Here is a 20,690-nt window from a genome sequence, read left to right on the forward strand (position 1 = left end):
CGGCGGCCTTGAAGTTATCAAGGCCGCTCAACAGACCGGAGATACCCATGAACCGCCGTAAGATGCTGACGGGACTCGCAGCCGCAACCGCGCTTCCCACCCTTTTGTCGTCCACTTTCGTCCATGCTCAATCGCATTCCCCCGCCATGGGCGACGCTGAAAAGAAACATGCGGAAGATACCAAGAAGGTCGGCTCGCTGTCGCTGGCCATAAGCCGCGTCGCGACCGAGAAGGCGTCCGACGGGATGGTGAAGTCGTTTGCAGAATGGGAAGTCGCTGAGCAGGAGACCATCGCCGATATCCTGAAGTCCATGGAGATGGGGAAAGGCGGAGGGAGCGCTGAAGCCGCCGTCGGACGATGAAGTGGCCAAGATCCTCGACAGCGATGGCAAGGCTTCGCTGGACTCGCTGAAGGCTGCATCCGGAGCCGAATTCGACAAGGCGTTCGTTACCGCCCAACTCGAAGGCCATAAGAAGCTGCTGGCGATTCAAGAGGGCTACCTCAAGATCGGCCAGGATCGCGAGCATCTGAGCCTTACGAAGCTTGCACGTGGCCAAATTAAGGAACATATGGACCACCTCGACATGCTAAAGTCGAAGCTTGGTTGAGGATCATGTTCGGTGATGACGGATGTGCTGGCACCGGATCTTTCTCCGCCTTCTCGGAAACCTGTACATCCCCGGAGCACGCGCGTGAGCTTCTGATCTGGTGGGCAGACGCGTCCTCGTCGTAGAGGATGATTACGATCAAGCCCAGGACATGGCGCGCGCGATCGAAAAGCATGGTGGTGACGTCGTCGGTCCCTACCCCGATATCGAGGCAGCTTTTCTGGCGCTCGGAAAGGCGGCGATCGACGCCGCTGTGCTCGACATCAGGCTGAATGCCGAGGACGTATTTCCACTTGCGGACGTTCTTCGCGAAAAAGGCATCCCCTTCTTCTTTGTTACCGGGTTCGACAGGGACGTGCTGCCGAAGCGGCTCCGCAAAGAGCAAATAATCCGGAAGCCGATTGCGCCTTTCGAAGTTCTGATCGAGGTGGCATTAAGAATCTCGCGTAAGGCGTCGCGACATTGACAGAAAAAATTCAACTACCTGGCCTCCTAGTCGGCCGGCGCGGCGGGAGCTCGGACCGAAGTTGCGCGATCGCAAGCGCCAGGGCCGTTGGGGCCTCCCTTCCGACGAATGGCTTCAGGTAATGCGGGACCCATTTGAACCGCGGCGGGATCATCGCGCGATCGTAACCTGTCAGAAAAATGAAAGGGATACCGTCGCGACAGAGGCTTTCCGCAACGGGAAACGAGGTGACGTCACCCACTTTGACGTCGAGAATAGCAGCGTCGATCACATCCCGCCCGCAGGACTGCAGCGCTTTTTCGACCGTCGGGAAAGGGCCGATGACATCGGCGCCGTGCTCCATTAAAGCGTCGGCGATCGTCCGAGCCTGAAGGTACTCGTCCTCGACGACGAGGACTTTCTTGCCGTTGAGGTTTCCTTGCGACATTAAAGGCATCCTCCTGCTCCACCAACCTTTGAAAGCCGTGGCGGTTCCGCATTCACTCGGCTTTCGAGCCGGGCTCGCTGCGAGGCAAGATTACTCCCGGTGGCCCGCCGGAGCAATTGTGGTTCCAGTACACAGTCATCGAGCGACCTGGTCTGAAATCGACCCCCTTGAAGGGATACGAACCACCGATCCCGCCATTCCACAATCGTGCAGTCGATGGGACAGTAACCCGCGCGCCTGCAGCGAATATCACGCCGCTGGATTCACATCCGACGGCCGACGTATTGGAGTGAAGATCAGGCGTAGATTTTATCACCAAATGGTGCTATCTATAACACCACAATAGGAAGCCAAACGATGCGATCGACTATCAATCTCGACGACACCCTCATGGAAAGGGCTAGGTCTCTAACGGGGACGAAAGAAACCGCCACTCTGGTCCGCCAAGCGTTGGAGACGCTTGTTCGTGTGGAGTCGGGAAAACGCCTCATCGCGCTTGGCGGAACTATGCCGGATGCGGAGGCAGCCCCACGCCGCCGGAGCGCAGCCGCCAAGTGATACTTGCCGACACTTCCATCTGGATCGATCATTTCCGGCACGCCGATTCAGAGCTGCGTAGGATTATTGAGGACGATCGTCTCTTATGCCATCCAGCCGTAATCGGAGAGCTCGCACTTGGCAGCCTTCGGGATCGCAGTAGCGTGATGGCTTTCCTGGCGGCCCAGCGCGAAGCGTTCGTCGCGACGCACGACGAAGTTATGATGATGATTGATCGCCACGCCATTTTCAGTATGGGCATTGGCTATACAGATGCCCACTTGATGGCCTCAGTTCTCCTCGATCAACGAGCGGTCTTATGGACCAGAGACAAGCGTCTGCGGGCAGCGGCCGAAAAGGCGGGGGCTTCATTGCACACCCCTGCCAACGCGCGAAACTAAATGCTATATCGAAGCACTCATGCTGGTCGTGAGCCGCCTGAGCGCAGAGTTCCGATCGATCCTTTATGCGATCTTTTTAGCCCGAAACGAGAACACCATGGCAACACGCCTGGCACTGACTCTCGCTTTCGCTGCGCCAGCGATAAAGGAATCCTGGCTGAAACGGATGTCGACTAGTCGCTAGACTCATCGGTCCCTCCGGAACAGGAAATCGATCGTCGGGTAGAAGTCTGCGGCGTGTGAGACCTCATTCTTTTGGATAACTTTCCGCGCGCCGCAAATGCGTCATACTATCTTGGCGGGAAATCCGGAGAGGGGCATGCAATATCGCCAGAGGTCGGTGCTGTTCGCAGCACCTTGGCTGATCATCGGAGCTGCCGCAGCCGGCGCTTCGGGCGGCATAACCATTGCGGACTTTGAAAAGCCCGAACTGCTAATCGCCGCGCTGCTCGTGGGTATTATCATCGGCATGGCCGTTGAGCAGTACCTAACCGCGACGAGCAGACTGGCGTGGCGAGAGAGAAACAGGTCGCAATCGGAGCAAAGGCGCTGGAACGAGCGCGTCATACAAGGCCCCTGGCTTCAGACCCCAGCTGCTCAGCCATTGCGGCCAATCGATGCCACGGATCAACTGCGTATCGTGATGCGCTCGAAGTTCACCATCCAACCATTACTGAACAAGAGCGAAGCCCGGGTGTTTCGGGAACTCGACAGTGTGGTGATCGGCTGCAATTCGTCCTGGCAGGTGATGGCTCAGGTTTCACTGGGCGAGATCCTGCGAAGTGCCGACCCAGACGCCTACAGTTGCATCAATTCCAAGCGTGTCGACTTACTGCTCGTGGACAGCAACTGCCGACCGCGGCATGTCATCGAATACCAAGGCGGAGCGCATCATCAAGGCGCAGCGGCCGCGCGCGACGCCGTAAAGAAAGAGGCGTTGCGACGCGCCGGAATTGGCTACCACGAGGTGGTGGCTGGCCAAACGACCCCGTCGGAACTCAGGCGATTGGTCGAGAAGCTGGTGGACAAGCCGAGTGTCACCTAACGCGACCCCATCACCAATGCCTGCACGGTTGAGCCTCTTCGATTGGAGGAAACCATCTTCTTGGCTTGATGGAATTGAGGCGCACCCAAGATGATCTCCGATTTCCAGGCAGTCCGCGAAAATCTATTTCCGGCCAGTCACGGAGCGATCGAGGACTGGGAGACGTTTCCCTGGCATCGTGACCGAACCAACCGAATTCAGGCCTATAAGGTGCATTCGTCGCAAGCCATCGCAACCGATGTGTTCGGCACACTCAAAACGAGCACAGATCGCGACCGCATTTTCGACGCCATCGCCGAGCGTGTGGGAGTGGCGCCGGGTGGTCCATGGGCGATAACACTCGAGTGGACCGATACTGATCGGCTTCTGGGGGAGCCGAGGCCGACGCAAGTCGATGCACTTGCTATCGGCTCCGCGGCAGCACTCGTCATCGAGTGCAAGTTCACCGAACCCGGAGGACAATGTAGCCAAACCGCGGTGTCAGGCTTTGGCGAGCGCCAATGCAACGGAAGCTACGTCGATCAGATCAACCCGGGCAACGGCGTGCGCTCACAGTGTGCTCTTACAGGCAAGGGCATTCGTTACTGGGAATATATCCCAACGGTCTTCGCTCTCGATACGGGTGTTGACCATACGCCCTGCCCTTTTAAGGGAGATGCCTATCAGTGGATGCGCAACGCCGTGCTGGCGGCAGCGCTCGGCAAGCACCGCCATCTTCAAGGAACTGCTCTCGCAGTCTTTGCCGATCACCCCAGTTTCCCGACGGCGCGGAAGGCGAAGCGGGGTCTGATGGATCCCAGTCTCGCGGGCCAATCTGCGATCACGCCCGTCTCATACCAGCAGATCATTGCGATCGCTTGCCAAGTCGGCCTCGACCGAGAACTCTGGAACGGCCTTGCTGCATGGGTCGATCACAAGATTGCTACGGCAGCAATGGGTTCACCTTCGAGCTAGCCTAGCCACTGGCGAAATTGACGGACCGACACCCAGAGGTGCGTTGGAACCTAGGACCGAGGAACCCGCTAGCCGTTGTAAATTCCTGAAATGGGAGGAAGTCTTGACTGAAGGGCACATATACATCCTATTCAATCCAGCCTATCGCGCAAACCAGTATAAGATCGGAATGACGACTCGGACGCCCGAAGAAAGGGCCGCCGAGATCTCGTCAGCAACGGGAGTGCCTCAAAACTTCGAAGTGCTGTTGTCCAGACGGGTGACGGATTGTTATCGGGCGGAACGGTTGATCCATCAGAGGTTGGCGGAGCATCGGTCCGGTTCGGACCGTGAATTCTTTCAGGTCAGTCTCAGTTTCGCGATTGATATCCTCAATGAAGTTGCCGCCTCAGTCGGACTTCGTCCGGAGAAACCAGCTGTACAGGAACCCAGCGCTCCGATGGCTGATACTGTGACCACAGGCGACATCGATCTTGTCCCGCGTAAACCTTCCGTAGGACCACAGAGGAGAAGGCAAGGAACGCCGGAAGGCACTGCCTCTTTCGAGGATCACATTGCCTACGCCGACGCGGTCAGGCAGCCGCTTCTGCGTGAGCTCCGTGACCACATACTGGCGATTGATGGCCGCTTGCGTTCGGGCGAGGTCGTCACGCCTCGGCAACGCATCGCCTACAAGGTTTGTAAGCGTCCGGCGAACGCATTTTCGGGTGTCGAGAGATGGAATCTATAGGCCGCGTTTCATCTCATCGGCCATGATGCGGTCGATTATTTCAGGATCGCACTGTGTGTCGATGAGGAACTCGCGGATACCGCCGTCCCACGTCCTGATGTCGGCGAGTAGGCTTTGAAGTTCTTCGATGCCATTCTCGGTCAGACCCTTCGTGCCGTCTTCACTGCCATCGCCGACGTAAACCAGTTCGCCTTCGGAGATGTTGTCCGAGTTTGCGGTCACTTCTTCGATCAGTTCGAGGTTTTCGCCGATCATGCCGGCGACTTGGCTGAGTGTGTAGATGAACCTCGAGCGCGCCATCAGGCGGCCTCGCATCGAGCTTTTGCCGGCGTCCAGTTCCAAGGCAGGAGGTCTTCAATTCGGTCTTCGGGGTGATCCTGGATCCGGGTCAGGACATCCGTCAGATAGACCTCTGGATTATGGCCTTGCAGTTTGACCGTCTCGATGATGGTGAGGATGTTGGCGATGCGCTCGCCGCCCTTGTCCGAGCCGGCAAACAGCCAGTTCTTCCTTCCAATTCCAAGCGGACGCATGGCTCGTTCAGCGATGTTGTTGTCGATTTCGACACGGCCATCGTCGATGTAGACGCTCAAGGCTGCCCATCGCGACAGGGCATATCGCATCGCCTCGGCCAGCCTCTGCTTCTGAGGCAAAGTCGAGAGTGTCGCCTCGATCCAGGCCTTGAGTTCGTCCAGAACAGGCCGGGCATGGTGTTGGCGCAGGGTGCGCCGCTCGTCAGCCGACATGCCTCGGATACGGTTCTCGATATCGTAGAGAGCGCCGATGCGTGACAGCGCTTCCTCAGCGATCGGAGACGGCTTGAGCTTTATCACATCATGGAACTTGCGGCGCACATGCGCCATGCAGGCGGCTTCAATGATCTGGTTGCCATAGAGCTTCTTGTAACCCCCGTAGCCGTCGGCATGCATGACGCCGCTGAAGCTTGCCAGGTGATCAGCCGGATGTGCGCCCCTGCGGTCGGGGCTGTAGTAATAGGCAATGGCTGCGGGAGTGGCGGATTGATAGCCACTGCCGTCAAAGATGTAGACCCAGACCCTGCCGGTTTTTGTCTTGCCCCGCCCGGGGTCGAGAACATCGACCGGGGTATCGTCCGTATGTATTCGGTCGAGTGCGGCGATATGGGCCCTGATTAACAGGACAAGTGGTGTCAGCAATGCAGATACCCGGCCGACCCAGTCGGCCATTACGGATCGGGAGATGTCTATCCCCAACCGGTCGTACATCTCTGACAGGCGGTAGAGGGGAATGTGATCGTCGAATTTGGCGATCATGATGTGGGCGAGCAGCCCCGGCCCGGGTTTGCCGCGCTCGATCGGCAAGGTCGGCATCTCGCCAGCCACTGTCGTATCGCATTCCCTGCAGATCATGCGCTTCTCGACATGCCGGACAATCTTGACCGACGCCGGCACGTGCTCCAGCACCTGGACCACTCTGTCGGCCGCCTTCAGGAACGAAGTGCCACCGCAGGTCGGGCAATTGCAGGGAGCTGCATAGACCAGTTCTTCGGTGGTGAGATCATCGGGTAGAGGCTTGCGCTTCGGCTTCTCGGATGCGTCGTCCAACTCCGGCAGAGGCGGTTTCCCGGAGCGCTGTTCAGCCTCGGCCCGGGAGGCCTCGATCTCCTCCAACATCAGCTCGAATTGCTCGATCTTCCTGTCGATCTTTTCCGAAGACGCGCCATGTTGCCGATGTCGGAGAAGCTCCAGTTGCGCGCGAAGAAGCCCGATTATGGAGTCTCGCTTGATGACCTCGGCTTCCTGGCTCTCAAGTTTTGCCGCCTGTTCCGCGACGAGTGCGCGCAAAGTATTGAGCTCGTCCTGACTGTCCAGCGGCGCTGTTTCCATATCCGCGAAACTAGCCGATTTGCCTCTGACGCACCAGCGTTAAGCTTCCCATGCCCCTGCAAAATATAGCTTTTATCCCGTTCGGCCGGGAGCGGAAGTCCACGCCGGGCGTCGCCAATCGATCCCCTCAACGAGCATCGAAAGCTGCGCCTGCGTCAGGTGCGCTACACCCTCTTTCGCCGTCGGCCAGGGAAAGTATCCGCGCTCCAAAATCTTGTAGAACAGACAGAACCCCTGGCCATCCCACCAAAGCAGCTTGATCCGGTCCGCGCGTTTTCCGCGAAAGCCGAAGATTGCGCCCGAGCCCGGTGCCTCCCTCACGACCGTCTCCACCAGCGCGGACAGACCATCAATGCCACGCCGCATATCGGTCACTCCGCAGGCCAGATAGACCCTCACATTCCCCGATGGGCCGATCATACCGCCTCCACGCAAGCGACGAGCGGGCCAAGCAGCTTCAACTCAACGTCAACCGCAACCTTCAAGCTCCGACCGTTTCGAAGCAAGATCTCAACGATCGTCGGCCTTGTTGATGCGGTAGACGGCTGGCTTACGCCAACCTCCTCCGTGATTTCCACCGGGAGGAACACCGTCGGCCGATCGGCATAGTTGAATGATTGCCGCCACAAGCGGATCTGGCCCGGATGAATGTCGTGCCGGCGCGCCACATCGCCAATGCGAGCACCGGGCTCATCAGCTTCCGCAAGTATCCTCAGCTTCGCCTCGTCCGACCAACGCCGTCTGCGCTCGGTACCGGACATGATCTCTATGCGAGCCATGAAACCTCTTCGTTCTGGTATTAATGTCAGCACTAATGCTGGTTCTAATGCCAGAACATCGCCTGATTTGGCCGATCAGCAAAAACAGCTCACCGTACGCTCACCAAGGTTTCGGGCGGGACGAACTTTCTGGAGATTAAGGTCCAGCGAAGGGGAATCCTGATTCGCCTGCCGGAGACCAGCTTGGTGGACGCTGAAGAGAAAGTGCGAAAGATACCCGAGACGCACGGATGGGGGCGATTGAAGGACGAAATCCGCATTTCGAGCGCTCCCGATGTCAAATACGCGCTTCCGTTTGTAGAAGCTGCATGCCGGACAGAACTCAGGAGTCTAGATTAAGCTAAATTAGAACGTGCATGATCTTTCAACCGACCGGAATAACAGGCTCAAGGCGGAAACTGCGAATGACCGCCTTGACAGGATTCGAACCCAAGACCTGTCTTAATCACATCCTATACGATTGGAATCATTATAAATTAGCTCGATTGGTACCGAACATCGGTTACGGACTGCCACGACGTCTTTCATAGCGTTGTTCTTGCCCTTAGGGCGTCGACAACATCCAATTCAAATAACCCAGTCAGGTTGCTTTTTGACGCGCCTGTTTGATGCGTCCTCAAGAATGTCCCCTGTAGAATCGCGGGATCTGATCCGCATTCCAAAGCGGCTCCTCAGCATCGCTAATTGCCCGCTGACGAGCGCGGTCAGCCATCCATAGCCGGTACTTCTCTTCAGGATGTTCCTTTGCGAGCTGCTTGAGAGCCTGATATGTCTCTTCGCCCGGCATTTCGGCGAGAAGGTTGAAAAGCTTGTTGCGAGCATCCTGTGCGTTGTCGCGCAGGGTCGGCGAATAAACACCCGTTCCTGCGCGCTCGATGTCGTCTTCGGCCCGAATGAAGCGATGCATAAGCACATAGAGGGTCTTGAGATGAGCGGCGCTTCGATAGCCGGACGACATCGCATTGCCTCCAAATCGCGTCCCCATAAGCGAAACAACAAAGTGCTGCGCAAATTCCGGGGCCTCATCGTCAAGCGCCTCAAGCTCGGCTTGCAGAACCGGAATTGCCGCTTCAGGGTCATAGGCAACCCAGAGCGCATACCAGCGGGGACGATTGTCGCTGTCACCTGAGTTAAGCCGGGCCTTCGCAAGGTCGGCAAGGCCTTCCCATGGGACATCCTGAAGGATTTTCAGGCTGTGCCTAAGAGTATCACTCGTGACGGGGCGGCCGGTGAGGAGCCATTCAAACAGGAGCGGGGCGATATCGGCCTGGAGCCAGGGCGCCCGATTGTCGATATCACTGAGGATGTGGTGAAAGCCAGGCGGCCGCTTGTTTGCCTCAGCGAGTTCCCAAACGAGTTCCTTCGTTACGGCGGCAAGTCCCTGCTCATGATGGGCACGATAGAGGGCTTCGAACCATCGAGGGAAACCGTTCAGCTCCCATGTAACATATCGGAACGCGTGGGCGGCCTCCTCTTCGGAAAGACCAACCCCAAACGAACCATCCTCTGTCGACTCGATCTCCAGCCCGATTAACGCAAAAATCAAAGCGTGGGGTATAGAGGATCCATCAGCACCCTCCGACTGGAGTTTTGGGTCATAGTGGCGCCAGTGTTTGATAGCCGCGTCGCGGAAGGCTTCAGCGACCTTCGCCCCAAATTCTGGCACCAGAGACTGCCAGTTCGAGCGTGCGTCGTAACGGGTCCAACCCTCGCCTTCGATGCTCATCATGAGATGGTATTGATCGCCCGTGATCTGCCCCGGCTCAGCTCCGCTCGGATTACGGATACGGTCCGGGTTCTTCTTGAGTTCACTGATCCATGCCGCCCGATCGCGCGCGGATTTGCGCTCGCGGCGCGCATGCTTGCGCTCGAAGTTCCGATGTTCGATTTCCCAGTCGGCGACTTCTCGTGCTGGCGGATGGAGCCAGAGATCGAGTTGAGCTTTAAGCGCCGGTTGGCCGGCGACTGCTTCGACAAGCTTCTCGGTCCAATCCCCTCTCTTGCTGTTCTCAAGATACAGCGTGAAGCACCGCGAGAGCGCAAGCCGCCTGTCGTCAGGATTTTCGCGTGAGGAGATCCACGAAAGGCAGCGATCGAAATCATCGGCTGAGAATGCCCAATAGCGCTCATACATCGTCAGCTGCCAATCGTCGGTTAGTTCGCCGCCCTTGGACTGCTGGCGGGCCCTCCGCTCATCAGCATTTTGCCAATAGAGTGCGTCGTTGAGATCCTTCCATCGAGGCACCAGCTCGCGAAGCCGGCTGTTGTCCTGACCGTCGCTGTCATGGTCCCAGAACTTCGCCGCCTGCGCCTTTGTCAGAATGCCGATGGAGCGACCGTCGAGAGCAGAGGCAGATTTCGCTCCAACAAGTCGTTCGACGGCGCGTAGCGCCGATGGGAGGAGCCACGAATACTCCGAGGACACAACGCATTCGCCGCGCTCGATATGTGGTTCCCGGCCCAACAGCTCGTCAAAGCCGACGATGAGGGTCAGCAGTGGTTGCTCGGGCACACTGTCGGCCATGACCGGCAAGCCATCGACAAATTCGTGCAAGGCTTGGCTTAACCCCGTAATTTCGAAGCGGCGTTTGGGCTGCGTTCGCTCGATTGCGCGCAGGGCGAAACCAACAGAAGTCAATGTTGCAGGAAGATTGAGGATGATCTCTGATGCTACTTGCCGATCAAGGGGTTCTGTGGATGCGAGCAACTTACTTAGAAGAGTGTCTTTCTCGGCCTCTCCCGCGACCGCCATGACGGCCCTGATCGCAACGATTCGAGTGTTGAGGTCGCGGGACCGATCCGGTGCGATTTCTGCGAGGATCGGTAAGCCGGCCTTGATTTTTCCTTGCCAGACAAAACGGGCGAGAAAGAAAATCGCGTCGTCATTGTCTTTGTAGCGCGCCAAGAGCTCATCGGTTTCGGCGGAAAGCTCGTTGGTAGCAATGCGGGTGATGGCAGCATTGTCCATCCAGGGACCAGTTTCATCATCGGCCGCAATCCGTCGGACGATATCGAAAAGCATGCGACGCTTAATATCTAGCGGAAGGCGTGAGGGATCGCCTCCCTCGGTAGCGATTTCAGGGCTGATAGCCAAAGCCTCATCGCGAATTCGATCATCAAAGAGGATCAGCCAGGCGAGCGTCGGCCGTAGCCTCGGAACTATGACCTTTTCCCCGTAGCTGTTACGGAAGAAAAGGTTCTGTATCCGCTCTCGGCCCTGCGGCTGAACTGCGATCGAAGCAGCCCATTCTGCAGATAGAAGTTCGCGCATATCGCGATGTCGGAAGCGGACGCTTCCATAGACGATATCATCGAACACACCCGTTTTGAGAAGAGCGGCAATCTCTTCCTCTGACCAATCGGGCAGGACGACCGAGGGGTCAATTCGATCGACAGTCACGAGCTCACCTGGAAGAGAGATTACGCTCTTTCCGGTCAGTGTCGCGGCTGCAGCTAGTGCCTGCACACCGTGTCGCAAGCGATCTTCCGGAATTCGGATAGTCGATCCATGAAAGGAAAGTGGCTTGATTTGAAGTTCAATGACGCGCTGGAGGACATCGCGGCGATTGTCGAGCTGCCGATCAGCCTGCCATTTTTCGATCAGAGAGCGCAGGTCGAACGGCTTCTCGGCGAGAGACATAAGATCGGCTCGCTCGATCGCGTCGAGAAACGACTCGATATCCCCGACGGAATAGTAGCTTGCAAAGAGCCGGATTTCGTCCCTTTTCAGAGGCCCCAAACGAAAGACCTTCAAGGCGCTCTCAGGTCCCGGCTTCGGAACGGGCTCACCAGAAGGGAGATCTTCCTCGTCGTGTGCGTCCTGGGCAAGGTACGGTAGGTGCTGCTGAATGAGGCTCCGATCTGGCAGAGCTTGCCAGGCATCTTCCCGGCTTGTGATATAGACATGCGCTCGCTCACGCGCCATGCGGATGCGCGAACCGAAAATCTTTATCGCGTCCTCGAAAGCCCGCGGGGTCTCAAGTTGCGCCTCGTCAACAGAATCCAGAAAAAACCAAGCCTCCTCGGTCGATGCAAGCCAGCTTTCAAACGCCTCCGCGGTGCCGATTTCAAAGGCGGTATCGAAGGTGTTATTAAGCTTCTCGATCCGGATGAAAAAAGCCTTTTTGCCCTTTTCAGCAAGCTTGCGCGCTTGATGGCGAGCTTCAAAGGTCTTTCCGGCACCAGGCTCTGCCAGAATGAGGACGCGATAGAGGCTTTCCAAAGCTCGCCAATGCTGGGGAGTGCCTCCGGCTACCGGGCTAAGAAACTCCCAATCCCCACGCTGTGGTGCCGCTGGAAAGAACCGCCTGACGAGGATGACTGTCTGATCCTTCATTTGCCTGACCCCGCATTGGCTGGATAGAGGTTTGGAAACCACCGCTCGGCCGTGTCCGCCGAGAAGGCGAGGCGAAGCGGCGACCTATGCGAGGTAGCGGAAAGCATTCCCCGTTCGACGAGCGCCGATGTGACGTTACGCGCCGCCCTCTCCTCATAGCCGGTAATCATTTGAATTTTCGAACGCTCCACCTCGCCAGCCAGGACAGCCTCGCGGAGGACCTGGAAACTGCCCTTGGGGAGTTTCTTGGCGCGGATTTCTTCCTCGATGTGGATTTCGATGCGCATGAGTAGCTTATCGGTCTCGATTAGGCTGCTCATGAACCGGATCTGGTCGATCGCCTGGTCGAGGAAAAAGTCACAGAAAGCGACCAGCCCCCGATGGGTGAGATTGCCCCTCCCGTCGCGATCGCCAGCACGCGGACCATCGGCAGCCATGAGAAGCGTCTTATATTTCTTTTCGTCTCGCGCAAGACCCCGGGCGACCGACCAGAGGCTCGTCCCGACGCCAAGGCGCTTCAAGAGCGCATGCGACATCAGACGCGCCACACGGCCGTTGCCATCGAGGAAAGGATGAATCCAAAGAAAGCGATGATGGACGGCCCCCACAGATTGGAGTTGCTGCGACCGGGTTAATGGCGGACTCTGATAGGCCCTATCGAACCGGACCATAAAACGCGGCAAATCGATTGGTTCGGGTGGTAGATGGCGGCCAACTTGGACGTCCCGGTTTCGCCACTCTCCGGGAATGATTGGCACACGTTCTCCAGTCGTGCGATTGGACACCCATAGCATCTCCGGGGGAAGGCGCGAGCAGAACTCCTCATGGAGCCAAGACGCATAGGCGGCGGAAGCCGGCCAGACGTCTGGATCGTCGCCGATATCGATCAATTTCTGGACGTGGATATGGGCGACAGCTTCCTGCTGAAGCTCTCGCCGCTCAGGCTCCTCCGAGAAATCGTTCGCAAGCGCGCGATCGATGTCGCGTGGATGCGTGTCGTGCCCTTCGATAAGATTGGAATAATAACAGTTCATAGAACGTACGAGGTCACCAATCGAACCAGCCAAAATCGGGTGAACACGGCCAGCCAGCTGATTGGCCTCGCCAACTAGCGTCAAAACTTTATCTCCAAGGGCGCCCTTGTCGTCCGAGGGCACCAACGGTTCCATAAACGCAATATCCATACCGGATTAATGCCGGTTTCTGTGCCGCTTGTAAAGCGATGAAAATCAACACTGTATTAGCGTTTAGCTTAACACATTTTGCCGGTTTCTGTGCCGGTTGATTCGGAAAAGGAGTCCAAATTTTTTGGTTCTGTCCGGCATAGGTTATGAGCCTGATAGAGGCCCGCAAACTTCAAGCTAATTTGATTATGACTCGATCTCAAAGCAGCAAGAGTGCCTCGTTGCGTACGAACGCGGCGCTTCAGTGTTTCTGTGCCAGCGATTTTTCAAGAGCGTTCACTTGATCCAAGTTGGACGGATCCGCTGTGGAAAGCCCCAGTACCGCGACAGTTCCTTCTTCGACTTTCACGGCTTGCAATGGAATGATCCAAAACGTTTTCACCTTACCGCAGAGGTCTTGTTGCGGCGCCGCGGCGAAAATCGGCTTCCCAGCCGCGTCGATAGCAGCTTTCAATTTATCGATATCTAGCTTGCCATCGATAGCGGTTCCAGCGTCAGATGCGGACTGCTTAGAAGCGGCAACCAGCACCGTGCCCGGGACATCCCCACTTAACAGGCGTCGCAACTCCTTGAGCCGGGAAGAAAACCGCCGTCGTCGTCTTCACGCAACAAAAGGCGGATGACCGACGTTCTTGTAAAGTTGAACCACCTTACCTTTATGAGTTGTTGGCGGCTATCGACGGCGAACACAACGGTATGCAAATTTCGCGGGGGCCGGACCTGAAAAGCCAAGCGACAAAATTCTTCGTTGCAGCCAGGAATCTGTGTAACATCCACGTTGCAATGGGACTGGGGGGCATGGGGTGCCATTCTACATACGCAAGTCAGTCAAGGCGGGACCATTCCGGTTTAATTTTTCCCAAGGAGGTATCGGCGTCTCTGTCGGCGCGAGGGGCTTAAGGGTCGGTACCGGACCTCGGGGCCACTATATCCATGCCGGACGAGGTGGACTATATTATCGAGCGTCACTTGAAAATGCTGGCCAACGTCGACACAGAGTTGCCAGCGAGCCACCGCCCGCTCAGGTCACTTTTGAAGTACCTGCGGTCAACATGATCGAGTTCGAGTCCGGCAACGTCTTGTTGATGCGAGACGAGAACTTCGGCGAATTGTTGGACGAAATCAACGCGAAGGCCAATCAATGGCGGATGTCGGCGCTTTTCGGATGGCTCACGGCTCTCCTCGGCATCCTTGTGTTGGCGAAAGCGCCGCCAGTGGGGATTTGGGTCCTGATCGCGACCCTTCCCGCCTGGGCGGTAGGGTCGTGGCTCGACTCGTACCGCCGATCGACAGTTCTCTTTTATGATATCGATGGCCCGGTCGAGCAGGCATACCAGGAGACGATCGCAGCTTTCGATGACTTACGCTCCTGCGCCGGGAAATGGCATATCGAGGCTGGCGGTGCGATCAACGATCTAACGACCTGGAAAAGAAATGCAGGCGCATCCCACTTGGTGAAGCGAACTGCCACGAAGCTCGTCTACGCTTTGCCGAAGGTCATCAAGAGCAACATCACACCGCCCTCGGTACATGTTGGCAAGCAGGTCATATATTTCATGCCCGACGTTGCTTTGGTCACCCACAACTCGCGCTTCGGTGCACTGTCATATTCTGATCTCCGCGCTCGCTGGCAGGCGTCCCGGTTTATCGAAGATGGTCATGTCCCTCATGACGCGAAGGTCGTCGATCGCACTTGGCAGCACCCCAACAAGAATGGCGGGCCCGATCGGCGTTTTCGGAACAACCGCCAGCTGCCTGTCTGTTTGTACGATACCCTTCATCTGCAAAGCGACAGCGGTCTCAACGAGGTACTGGAATTTTCGCAAGTGGGAAAGCTGGCGAGATTCGTCGCCGGTCTCCAAGCTTTAGCGAAGGCAAGGATGGAGGCTGCACAAGCCCCGAAAGCGATCCCATCGACCGCGACGTCAGTATCGCCACCAGTGGCACCAAGTTCGCCTCTGCCGGATGAACAGAGGCGAAAGGGCGCTGTACCTGCTATAGCCCTCATCATTGGGGGCATCTTTGGACTTCCTATTGCTATCGCCGCACTCCAAAACGCGGAGAAATCGACTAGGCCCGTCACAACGCAGGCCACTGCTCCCACCGGTTCGGGGCAAGTCGCATCGTCATCATCAACGCCGGGAAGGCCCGCGGCCTCCGCTACTGGTTCAGCACAGGGGTCACCATCATCGTCGACGATGGTGACCCCTGCCACAACCCCTTCTGGCTCCGCTTCGGAAGCCGGTAAGCCGGCACTCCCTGTCCAGGCACCGAACGATGACGCTACGGCAATAGTAGATGATCCGGCATTTTCGACACTTTCCTCCCTTCGGGCTGATCAGGAGCCGCCACCCGATCCTGCGATCTTTGAGGCGCTTGCGGCAGCCGCGACCGCGCCCGCCGCGTCTATATTGGACGCAGCATCAGAGCCGCCTGTCGCGCCTTACATCGCCCCACCGGAACCAAAATTTGCCTACATGAAGCAACCCTTCCAACTGAGGGATGGACCCGGCACAAAATATATCCCGGTCGGCGCAGTCGGCCAGAATGCGTTGCTCGCCGTCCTCGAGACGGAAAGCGGATGGGTCCATGTCTCTGGTGGTCCGTCAGCGATGGGATGGGTACCGAAGGAACTGCTTGGTCAACGGCCGGTTTCGCGTCAAACAACCACGCCCAAGGTGCGAAACACCTTCCAGTCCGGTGGTCGGACTTATTGAGGATTGCACGGCCCCCAAGTCGCATCGGGTTTGCGGCACCAGCCGCTGTTGGTCAATTCCGTAAGAAGCAGTGCTTGTGAATTACAAGCGTCCTCTGCGTACGACAACGAGCACGCAGCGTTGTCGGTCAGCCAGCGACGAATAATCCGATCTGGTCCAGCCACCGAATTGTCCTTGGTCGTGATCTTACCGTTCTCCGCCAGAATTTTGTGGGTCGCGGGGTCCCATGTCATCACCGCGTTCACCGCGCCAGAGGCGGATTTTTTACGTGAGGGGCTGTAGGTATACCAATCGACCACCGCGAAGACGGTGCAGATATCAAAGCATGCTGCGTTTGCTGTGCCAGACCGAACGGCATAAATGCGCACAGGCCACCGTTCAGCGAACTGTTGCTTCTCGTTTAGGACGTCTGCCTTCGAGCGCTGGGTGCCGTAATAAACAATGGAGTCCCCATAGTTGTTCGCGAGGAAGAACATTCCTTCATTCGTCGACCAGGTCCGCTGCATTTCCTGGAAGAACTGAAGCGCTGCATCGTTCAATGCTGTCGAAGGAAGCTCGTTGGATACGGCGGTCTCTTCCGCAGTCGGTGCCGCGTAGGGGGTAGGCTGACCAGTCACGAGACCAAAGCCAGCCATATCGATCAGCGACAGCACCCGTCGATCGCCGTCGGCCAGACCGGTGACAAATGTGAACAAGCTGGGATCGAGGCCCATCTCCGCCAGGTAGGCTTTGTATCTATCGGTGCCGGTTTGCTGGCCCGAGCTTCCCGGGGAAAAAAGCGTCCGATCAACGATCACGGAGGCGTCTTCCGCGAAACGCTGCACTCCGCCGGCAAATGCGAATAAGCATGCGGCCTCGCATTTCGAACCCGAAACCTGCAACGTCGAAAGCTTCAGCCGACGAATAGCCCGGCCGTATCCGATCGCGGCATCCGTATCCCCGCCCGGCGAATTGAATGCGATGAATCTCGGAATGCTGTTCTCTATTTCGGCTTCGAGCTTTTCCGGACGATCGCTTGGCTCGAACGTTCCTTGAACCAACAAAATGTCGTTGTTCGCCGCTTTCACATGAGCAAATCTGATCACTGCGTGACTCGGGCTTGGGATCAGCGCGGCCAATAAAATCAGGCAAGAAATGAAGACAGACGAGCGCATCGCTCCCTCCCCAATCTGATCGGCTCAGTTTGTTGAAATTCCAAAAGCTGTGAGAACTTGAGGCGTGATCGTTCCGGTCACCTTCAGCCCATAGGCATCCTGCATTTTATTAAGTCCAACCCTCGTTGCGGCATCGACCTGCCCTGTTACCGGACCGCGGTAATAGCCATAGGCAACCAGAGCAGTCTGGACCTGAATAACAACACGGCGAAATTTGTCCGAGTTGCCTGGCAACGTCTTCAGCGGCAGTGGCGCTGTGTTCACCGATGAAGATTGCGGGGCAACCTGCGTCGGATAGCTGTCAGTCGACGTCGGTATGTTAGGAGTAGTAGGAAGACTTCTGATGACCGGTCCCGGATTGGGCGAATAGCTCGGTGTCGGGTCGGGCTGCGTATAGGTCGTGCTGTTGTTGTAGTCGCCACGCGGCACAACGTATCCGCCACCAGAGCCCGATGCATGGCTCGCGTGACTAGCATGACTGCTATGACTTGCGTGGCTCGAATGCGAGCTATGGCCTGCGAGAGTGTAGACCTGCTTGACTTGCAGCCGCTCAAAGAGGGTTGGTTCTGGCTTCTTGTTGGTAACGCCGACAAGTGGCGTTGCATCGCTTTTCGATGGCATGAACCCAGCCGCAATCAATGACGGCACCAGGTAAGCCTTGCGCTTTTTCATTGTCGTGACAGTCCCCCAAACCCCTCATCAGCTTTATACCATTCAAAAAATCCACCACAAGTAGAACGCAACTTACATTCACCGCACTCTTCGAGGAATTTGTTCTTCCAATCTGATATCGTGCCTGGTGCCAGATGCCGGTACTCTAGGGGAACTGTGCAAAGAGGGAAATTATATAGAAGAGTCTGGATACCGCGGCCAATCGCGAGATTGATGGTGCTCCGTAGTTCTCGGAAATCCAGCGACGTATCCTTGAACGAATCCCCCCAGTTCATTCTACCGTAGCCGATATTTTCTAATTGCATTATGGCCCAGACATCGATGAACGGAAGCCGGGTCGAGACGTACTCCGCAAGCCGTGGCAACACATCCCAGTTCTGCTGAAGGACCACCGTCCGAAGCTCGACGGCAGCGCCCACCCTCATCAGCGTCATGAAATTCTGCGACAACGTTTCAAAGGCACCCCGCTTTGCAACGATGCTGTCGTGAAGTTCGGCGTAAGGTGCGTACAGGGGAATGCCCCACAGCACGCGATCTCTTCCGATCTCATCAATTAGGACGATGTCACCAGGTTCGAAAAACTGGCCGTTTGTCAGAACATGAAATGAGATATCGGGTCTGGCCTTCGCGGCGGCGACGAGGAATTGAAATAGTCTTCGTTTGTGCAGCAGCGGCTCGCCGCCAGATATCGTGATGCGCGCGTTTTCCGGGGCCAAGGTGGCGGCGACTGTGAATTGGTCGAAGAGGTCGACGTGATATTTCTTGGGAGGCTGCGAGCACATCACGCAAAGCTGGTCGCATTGCTCGGTAACCAGGAAGGTGTTGTGCCTCGACCTTGCTCGCAGCAATCGATGAGCCGAGTTTCGACCTGGAACCAGAAGGAGCACGTCGCCGTCAAGATCAGTTTGGGGATCGCAGTAGACGCGAAGCGAATAGCCCGCGAGATCGAAGGTTTGACTCTGGTGGTCACGATCGATCAGGACAGCATCATGCTCACTCTCCACCGCGTCCGTGCGCAGGCGAACTATACTTGGATGGTCGATTGGGACGTCACCGATCTTGAGCCGCAAATCGATCATGTGTGTATCGGGGCGAGCGAACAATCGAACTCCGGGATTCCGGCCCATGCCGCGAGGCTCTTGTGGGCTTTTTTGTCATCCGAATAGAGCAGCTCAAATATCTTGTCGAAGATCGCGGTGTGGCGTCGGCAGAAGGTAGTGTCACGCTTCCTCACGTCGATACGACCATACCGGGAGAGGTCATCGATCACGTCAATGCCGCAGGCCGCCTGGTATGGACAGTGGACGCAATCTGGATGGAACGAGTTAGTCGCTTCCTCATTCAGGACATCCAGCTTTGCCTGATCGATCCCATCCCAAAGGTTGCCGACACTCAGGTCGATCTGCCCCACTCTCGTCACCATCCTTGCTTCGTCCGACGGATAAAGCGTGCCGTCGAAATCGATGACTATGTAGTCCTTACCGAGGATGTTCGGGTTGCGAAGGTCCACATGGTGGTTATGGCCGCCGCGTAGAATCCGGCGAAGACAATGCGTGAAGTAGAATTCCTCGACAGGGAAATCTGCTGTCCAATTGTGCTCAATCAACGCATCGATGAATCGGCCATGATAGTCATTCCATCGCTCATCCATGCCCATTGTCTGGTATCGCTTCCGAGCGAAACCTTGGTGGTTGATAGGCCGGAGGAAAATGGAACGAAAGCCGAAGTCGCCGAACGTCTCAATGATCTGGTTCGGGGTTGGCAGGTTGTTGACATCAAGCGTGGGCAACGCCGACACTTTCCCTTGCCCTAGCCTTCCGATCGCATACCGAAGGTTAGAAACAAACTGGTGGGTGTCGCGGGATGTGATTGTCCGCTGCCGTTGGTGAGCCGAAAGTTCGCCATCAAGCGACGTACTAACGAATGTGTCCGAAGCGTCGAGAAACGCCCAGGCGTCAGCGGAAATAGACTGCAGATTGGTGCAAACGGTGAAGCATACGTCCTTGAATTTGCGCCGCGCAAACTCTCGAACCGTCTCCAGCAGATCCAATCGCAAAAGCGGTTCGCCGCCTTGAAACTCGATTTTCGCACTTGCCGTGTCCATGCCATCGAGAAAACGAAGAACCTGGGCGAGCGTGTCCTCGGTCCAGTCAAACCCACTGGTGTTTTCGTTTACCCGCGACACCTGGCAGTAGCCGCACGCCAAATTGCAGCGAAGTGTCGGCACGAGAATGACGTAGTTAAGCTCCTGCGGACGATGCAGTCGCTGTGCCCACCGATATGCAAACCCCATATACGCGAGGTCGCCTACTTCATCGAATGCGTGCCCGCTTGTATGAAGAAACTCGGTGTCTGAGGTGGTCAAATTGCCACCGGCGTATCGCTCAAGGAACCTGCCATCTGCCCGGAAATACCCTCCGGCGTCATCAGCGAATAGATAATCAGAAGCCAACCGCGTGAATTTCAGTGGGAAAACGGTCATCGCCCGAGAACACCGCTGATGAGAGCCCGTCGAAGGGGAAGCGTCTCCGAATAGATCTTCTCACGGTAGAGGCAGTGGTGAAAATTTGCGATCAACGTGTCGATGGGCGACGTACCGTCATCGGATAGAGTGATTTGCTTCGAGACCTCGACCCTTGCCGCAGCATTCGCTGCATTGAAACGAAGGATTGCCGCAGCAAGGTGAGGTCGATGCGCTTCATCGACATCGATCAAAGTGCGTCGTTCAAATCTCTGGATCGGCGTGCTGGATTCTGTTCTTTCCATCGGACAATGGCGATCGACTTCCCCTCCGCATCACTGTAGCAACTCAGC

The 20,690-nt window shown here is 56.8% G+C and carries 21 protein-coding genes; 9 read left to right on the forward strand and 12 right to left on the reverse strand.

Translation table 11 applies throughout. From position 1 onward, the window contains the following. The first annotated feature begins 47 nt into the window (after window positions 1-47). The 3 genes from GGD53_RS31810 (at window position 48) to GGD53_RS16595 (ending at window position 1,075) form a co-directional block, all read left to right on the forward strand. On the forward strand, window positions 48-362 hold the full coding sequence (locus tag GGD53_RS31810) for a hypothetical protein (RefSeq protein WP_244597472.1): 315 nt from the start codon (window positions 48-50) through the stop codon (window positions 360-362). A 1-nt stretch (window position 363) separates the two neighbouring features. Continuing rightward, window positions 364-609, forward strand: coding sequence for a DUF4142 domain-containing protein (locus tag GGD53_RS31815; protein WP_244597473.1), 246 nt, complete (start codon window positions 364-366; stop codon window positions 607-609). A gap of 100 nt (window positions 610-709) precedes the next feature. After that, a complete protein-coding gene (locus GGD53_RS16595) occupies window positions 710-1,075 on the forward strand; it encodes a response regulator (RefSeq protein WP_052272646.1) in 366 nt (121 codons plus the stop codon). A gap of 10 nt (window positions 1,076-1,085) precedes the next feature. Here the strand turns inward: GGD53_RS16595 and GGD53_RS16600 are convergent, their stop codons facing one another. Further along, entirely contained in the window at window positions 1,086-1,502 is a 417-nt protein-coding gene (locus tag GGD53_RS16600) for a response regulator (protein WP_052272645.1), read from the reverse strand. A 357-nt stretch (window positions 1,503-1,859) separates the two neighbouring features. On the opposite strand from GGD53_RS16600, the gene GGD53_RS16605 reads away from it, so the two are divergent. The 5 genes from GGD53_RS16605 to GGD53_RS16625 all read left to right on the forward strand — a co-directional run bounded on the left by GGD53_RS16605 (window position 1,860) and on the right by GGD53_RS16625 (window position 5,169). Then, the gene (locus tag GGD53_RS16605; protein ID WP_016736583.1) at window positions 1,860-2,060 is read left to right on the forward strand and encodes a type II toxin-antitoxin system VapB family antitoxin; all 201 of its coding nucleotides are present in this window, start codon (window positions 1,860-1,862) and stop codon (window positions 2,058-2,060) included. Further along, the gene (locus GGD53_RS16610; protein WP_040111689.1) at window positions 2,057-2,440 is read left to right on the forward strand and encodes a type II toxin-antitoxin system VapC family toxin; all 384 of its coding nucleotides are present in this window, start codon (window positions 2,057-2,059) and stop codon (window positions 2,438-2,440) included. The genes GGD53_RS16605 and GGD53_RS16610 overlap by 4 nt, the downstream gene beginning before the upstream one ends. A gap of 319 nt (window positions 2,441-2,759) precedes the next feature. Continuing rightward, window positions 2,760-3,485: a DUF2726 domain-containing protein gene (locus GGD53_RS16615; RefSeq protein ID WP_085861359.1), complete on the forward strand. Its 726-nt coding sequence runs from the start codon at window positions 2,760-2,762 to the stop codon at window positions 3,483-3,485. Between the two features lie 90 nt (window positions 3,486-3,575). Then, the gene (locus tag GGD53_RS16620; protein WP_085861358.1) at window positions 3,576-4,439 is read left to right on the forward strand and encodes a PGN_0703 family putative restriction endonuclease; all 864 of its coding nucleotides are present in this window, start codon (window positions 3,576-3,578) and stop codon (window positions 4,437-4,439) included. Between the two features lie 103 nt (window positions 4,440-4,542). Next, window positions 4,543-5,169, forward strand: a complete 627-nt coding sequence (locus GGD53_RS16625; RefSeq protein WP_281413912.1) for a GIY-YIG nuclease family protein — start codon at window positions 4,543-4,545, stop codon at window positions 5,167-5,169. Here the strand turns inward: GGD53_RS16625 and GGD53_RS32260 are convergent. The 7 genes from GGD53_RS32260 to GGD53_RS16660 all read right to left on the reverse strand — a co-directional run bounded on the left by GGD53_RS32260 (window position 5,164) and on the right by GGD53_RS16660 (window position 13,862). Beyond that, window positions 5,164-5,469: a hypothetical protein gene (locus GGD53_RS32260; RefSeq protein ID WP_009996984.1), complete on the reverse strand. Its 306-nt coding sequence runs from the start codon at window positions 5,467-5,469 to the stop codon at window positions 5,164-5,166. The genes GGD53_RS16625 and GGD53_RS32260 overlap by 6 nt on opposite strands. Next, on the reverse strand, window positions 5,469-7,034 hold the full coding sequence (locus GGD53_RS16635; RefSeq protein ID WP_009996985.1) for an IS66-like element ISRel19 family transposase: 1,566 nt from the start codon (window positions 7,032-7,034) through the stop codon (window positions 5,469-5,471). The genes GGD53_RS32260 and GGD53_RS16635 overlap by 1 nt, the downstream gene beginning before the upstream one ends. A 72-nt stretch (window positions 7,035-7,106) precedes the next feature. After that, entirely contained in the window at window positions 7,107-7,454 is a 348-nt protein-coding gene (tnpB, locus tag GGD53_RS16640; protein ID WP_009996986.1) for an IS66 family insertion sequence element accessory protein TnpB, read from the reverse strand. After that, complete coding sequence (gene tnpA, locus GGD53_RS16645) at window positions 7,451-7,813, reverse strand: IS66-like element accessory protein TnpA (RefSeq protein WP_009996987.1); 363 nt, start codon at window positions 7,811-7,813, stop codon at window positions 7,451-7,453. The genes tnpB and tnpA overlap by 4 nt, the downstream gene beginning before the upstream one ends. Window positions 7,814-8,429: 616 nt before the next feature. After that, window positions 8,430-12,149 carry a hypothetical protein gene (locus tag GGD53_RS16650; protein ID WP_184457669.1) on the reverse strand — a complete coding sequence of 1,240 codons (3,720 nt, stop codon included), beginning with the start codon at window positions 12,147-12,149 and terminating at the stop codon, window positions 8,430-8,432. Continuing rightward, entirely contained in the window at window positions 12,146-13,318 is a 1,173-nt protein-coding gene (locus GGD53_RS16655) for a Fic family protein (protein ID WP_085861411.1), read from the reverse strand. Before GGD53_RS16655 ends, GGD53_RS16650 begins: the two co-directional genes overlap by 4 nt. 256 nt (window positions 13,319-13,574) lie before the next feature. Further along, the gene (locus GGD53_RS16660) at window positions 13,575-13,862 is read right to left on the reverse strand and encodes a hypothetical protein (protein ID WP_125461501.1); all 288 of its coding nucleotides are present in this window, start codon (window positions 13,860-13,862) and stop codon (window positions 13,575-13,577) included. Between the two features lie 274 nt (window positions 13,863-14,136). Here GGD53_RS16660 and GGD53_RS16665 point away from each other — a divergent pair, with 274 nt between their 5' ends. Beyond that, the gene (locus GGD53_RS16665) at window positions 14,137-16,050 is read left to right on the forward strand and encodes a DUF4236 domain-containing protein (protein ID WP_085861355.1); all 1,914 of its coding nucleotides are present in this window, start codon (window positions 14,137-14,139) and stop codon (window positions 16,048-16,050) included. Here GGD53_RS16665 and GGD53_RS16670 read toward each other — a convergent pair. The 4 genes from GGD53_RS16670 to hxsB are packed head-to-tail and all read right to left on the reverse strand — an operon-like array spanning window position 16,044 to window position 20,358. Further along, the gene (locus GGD53_RS16670) at window positions 16,044-17,204 is read right to left on the reverse strand and encodes a hypothetical protein (RefSeq protein WP_085861354.1); all 1,161 of its coding nucleotides are present in this window, start codon (window positions 17,202-17,204) and stop codon (window positions 16,044-16,046) included. The two genes, GGD53_RS16665 and GGD53_RS16670, sit on opposite strands and share 7 nt — an antisense overlap. Window positions 17,205-17,228: 24 nt before the next feature. After that, on the reverse strand, window positions 17,229-17,876 hold the full coding sequence (gene hxsA, locus GGD53_RS16675) for a His-Xaa-Ser repeat protein HxsA (RefSeq protein ID WP_085861353.1): 648 nt from the start codon (window positions 17,874-17,876) through the stop codon (window positions 17,229-17,231). After that, window positions 17,873-18,955: a His-Xaa-Ser system radical SAM maturase HxsC gene (gene hxsC / locus GGD53_RS16680; RefSeq protein WP_085861352.1), complete on the reverse strand. Its 1,083-nt coding sequence runs from the start codon at window positions 18,953-18,955 to the stop codon at window positions 17,873-17,875. The genes hxsA and hxsC overlap by 4 nt, the downstream gene beginning before the upstream one ends. Further along, a complete protein-coding gene (gene hxsB / locus GGD53_RS16685; protein ID WP_085861351.1) occupies window positions 18,952-20,358 on the reverse strand; it encodes a His-Xaa-Ser system radical SAM maturase HxsB in 1,407 nt (468 codons plus the stop codon). Before hxsB ends, hxsC begins: the two co-directional genes overlap by 4 nt. Window positions 20,359-20,690: the final 332 nt, after the last annotated feature.

The sequence above is a fragment of the Rhizobium aethiopicum genome, from assembly GCF_014197535.1.
Lineage (GTDB): Bacteria > Pseudomonadota > Alphaproteobacteria > Rhizobiales > Rhizobiaceae > Rhizobium > Rhizobium aethiopicum_A.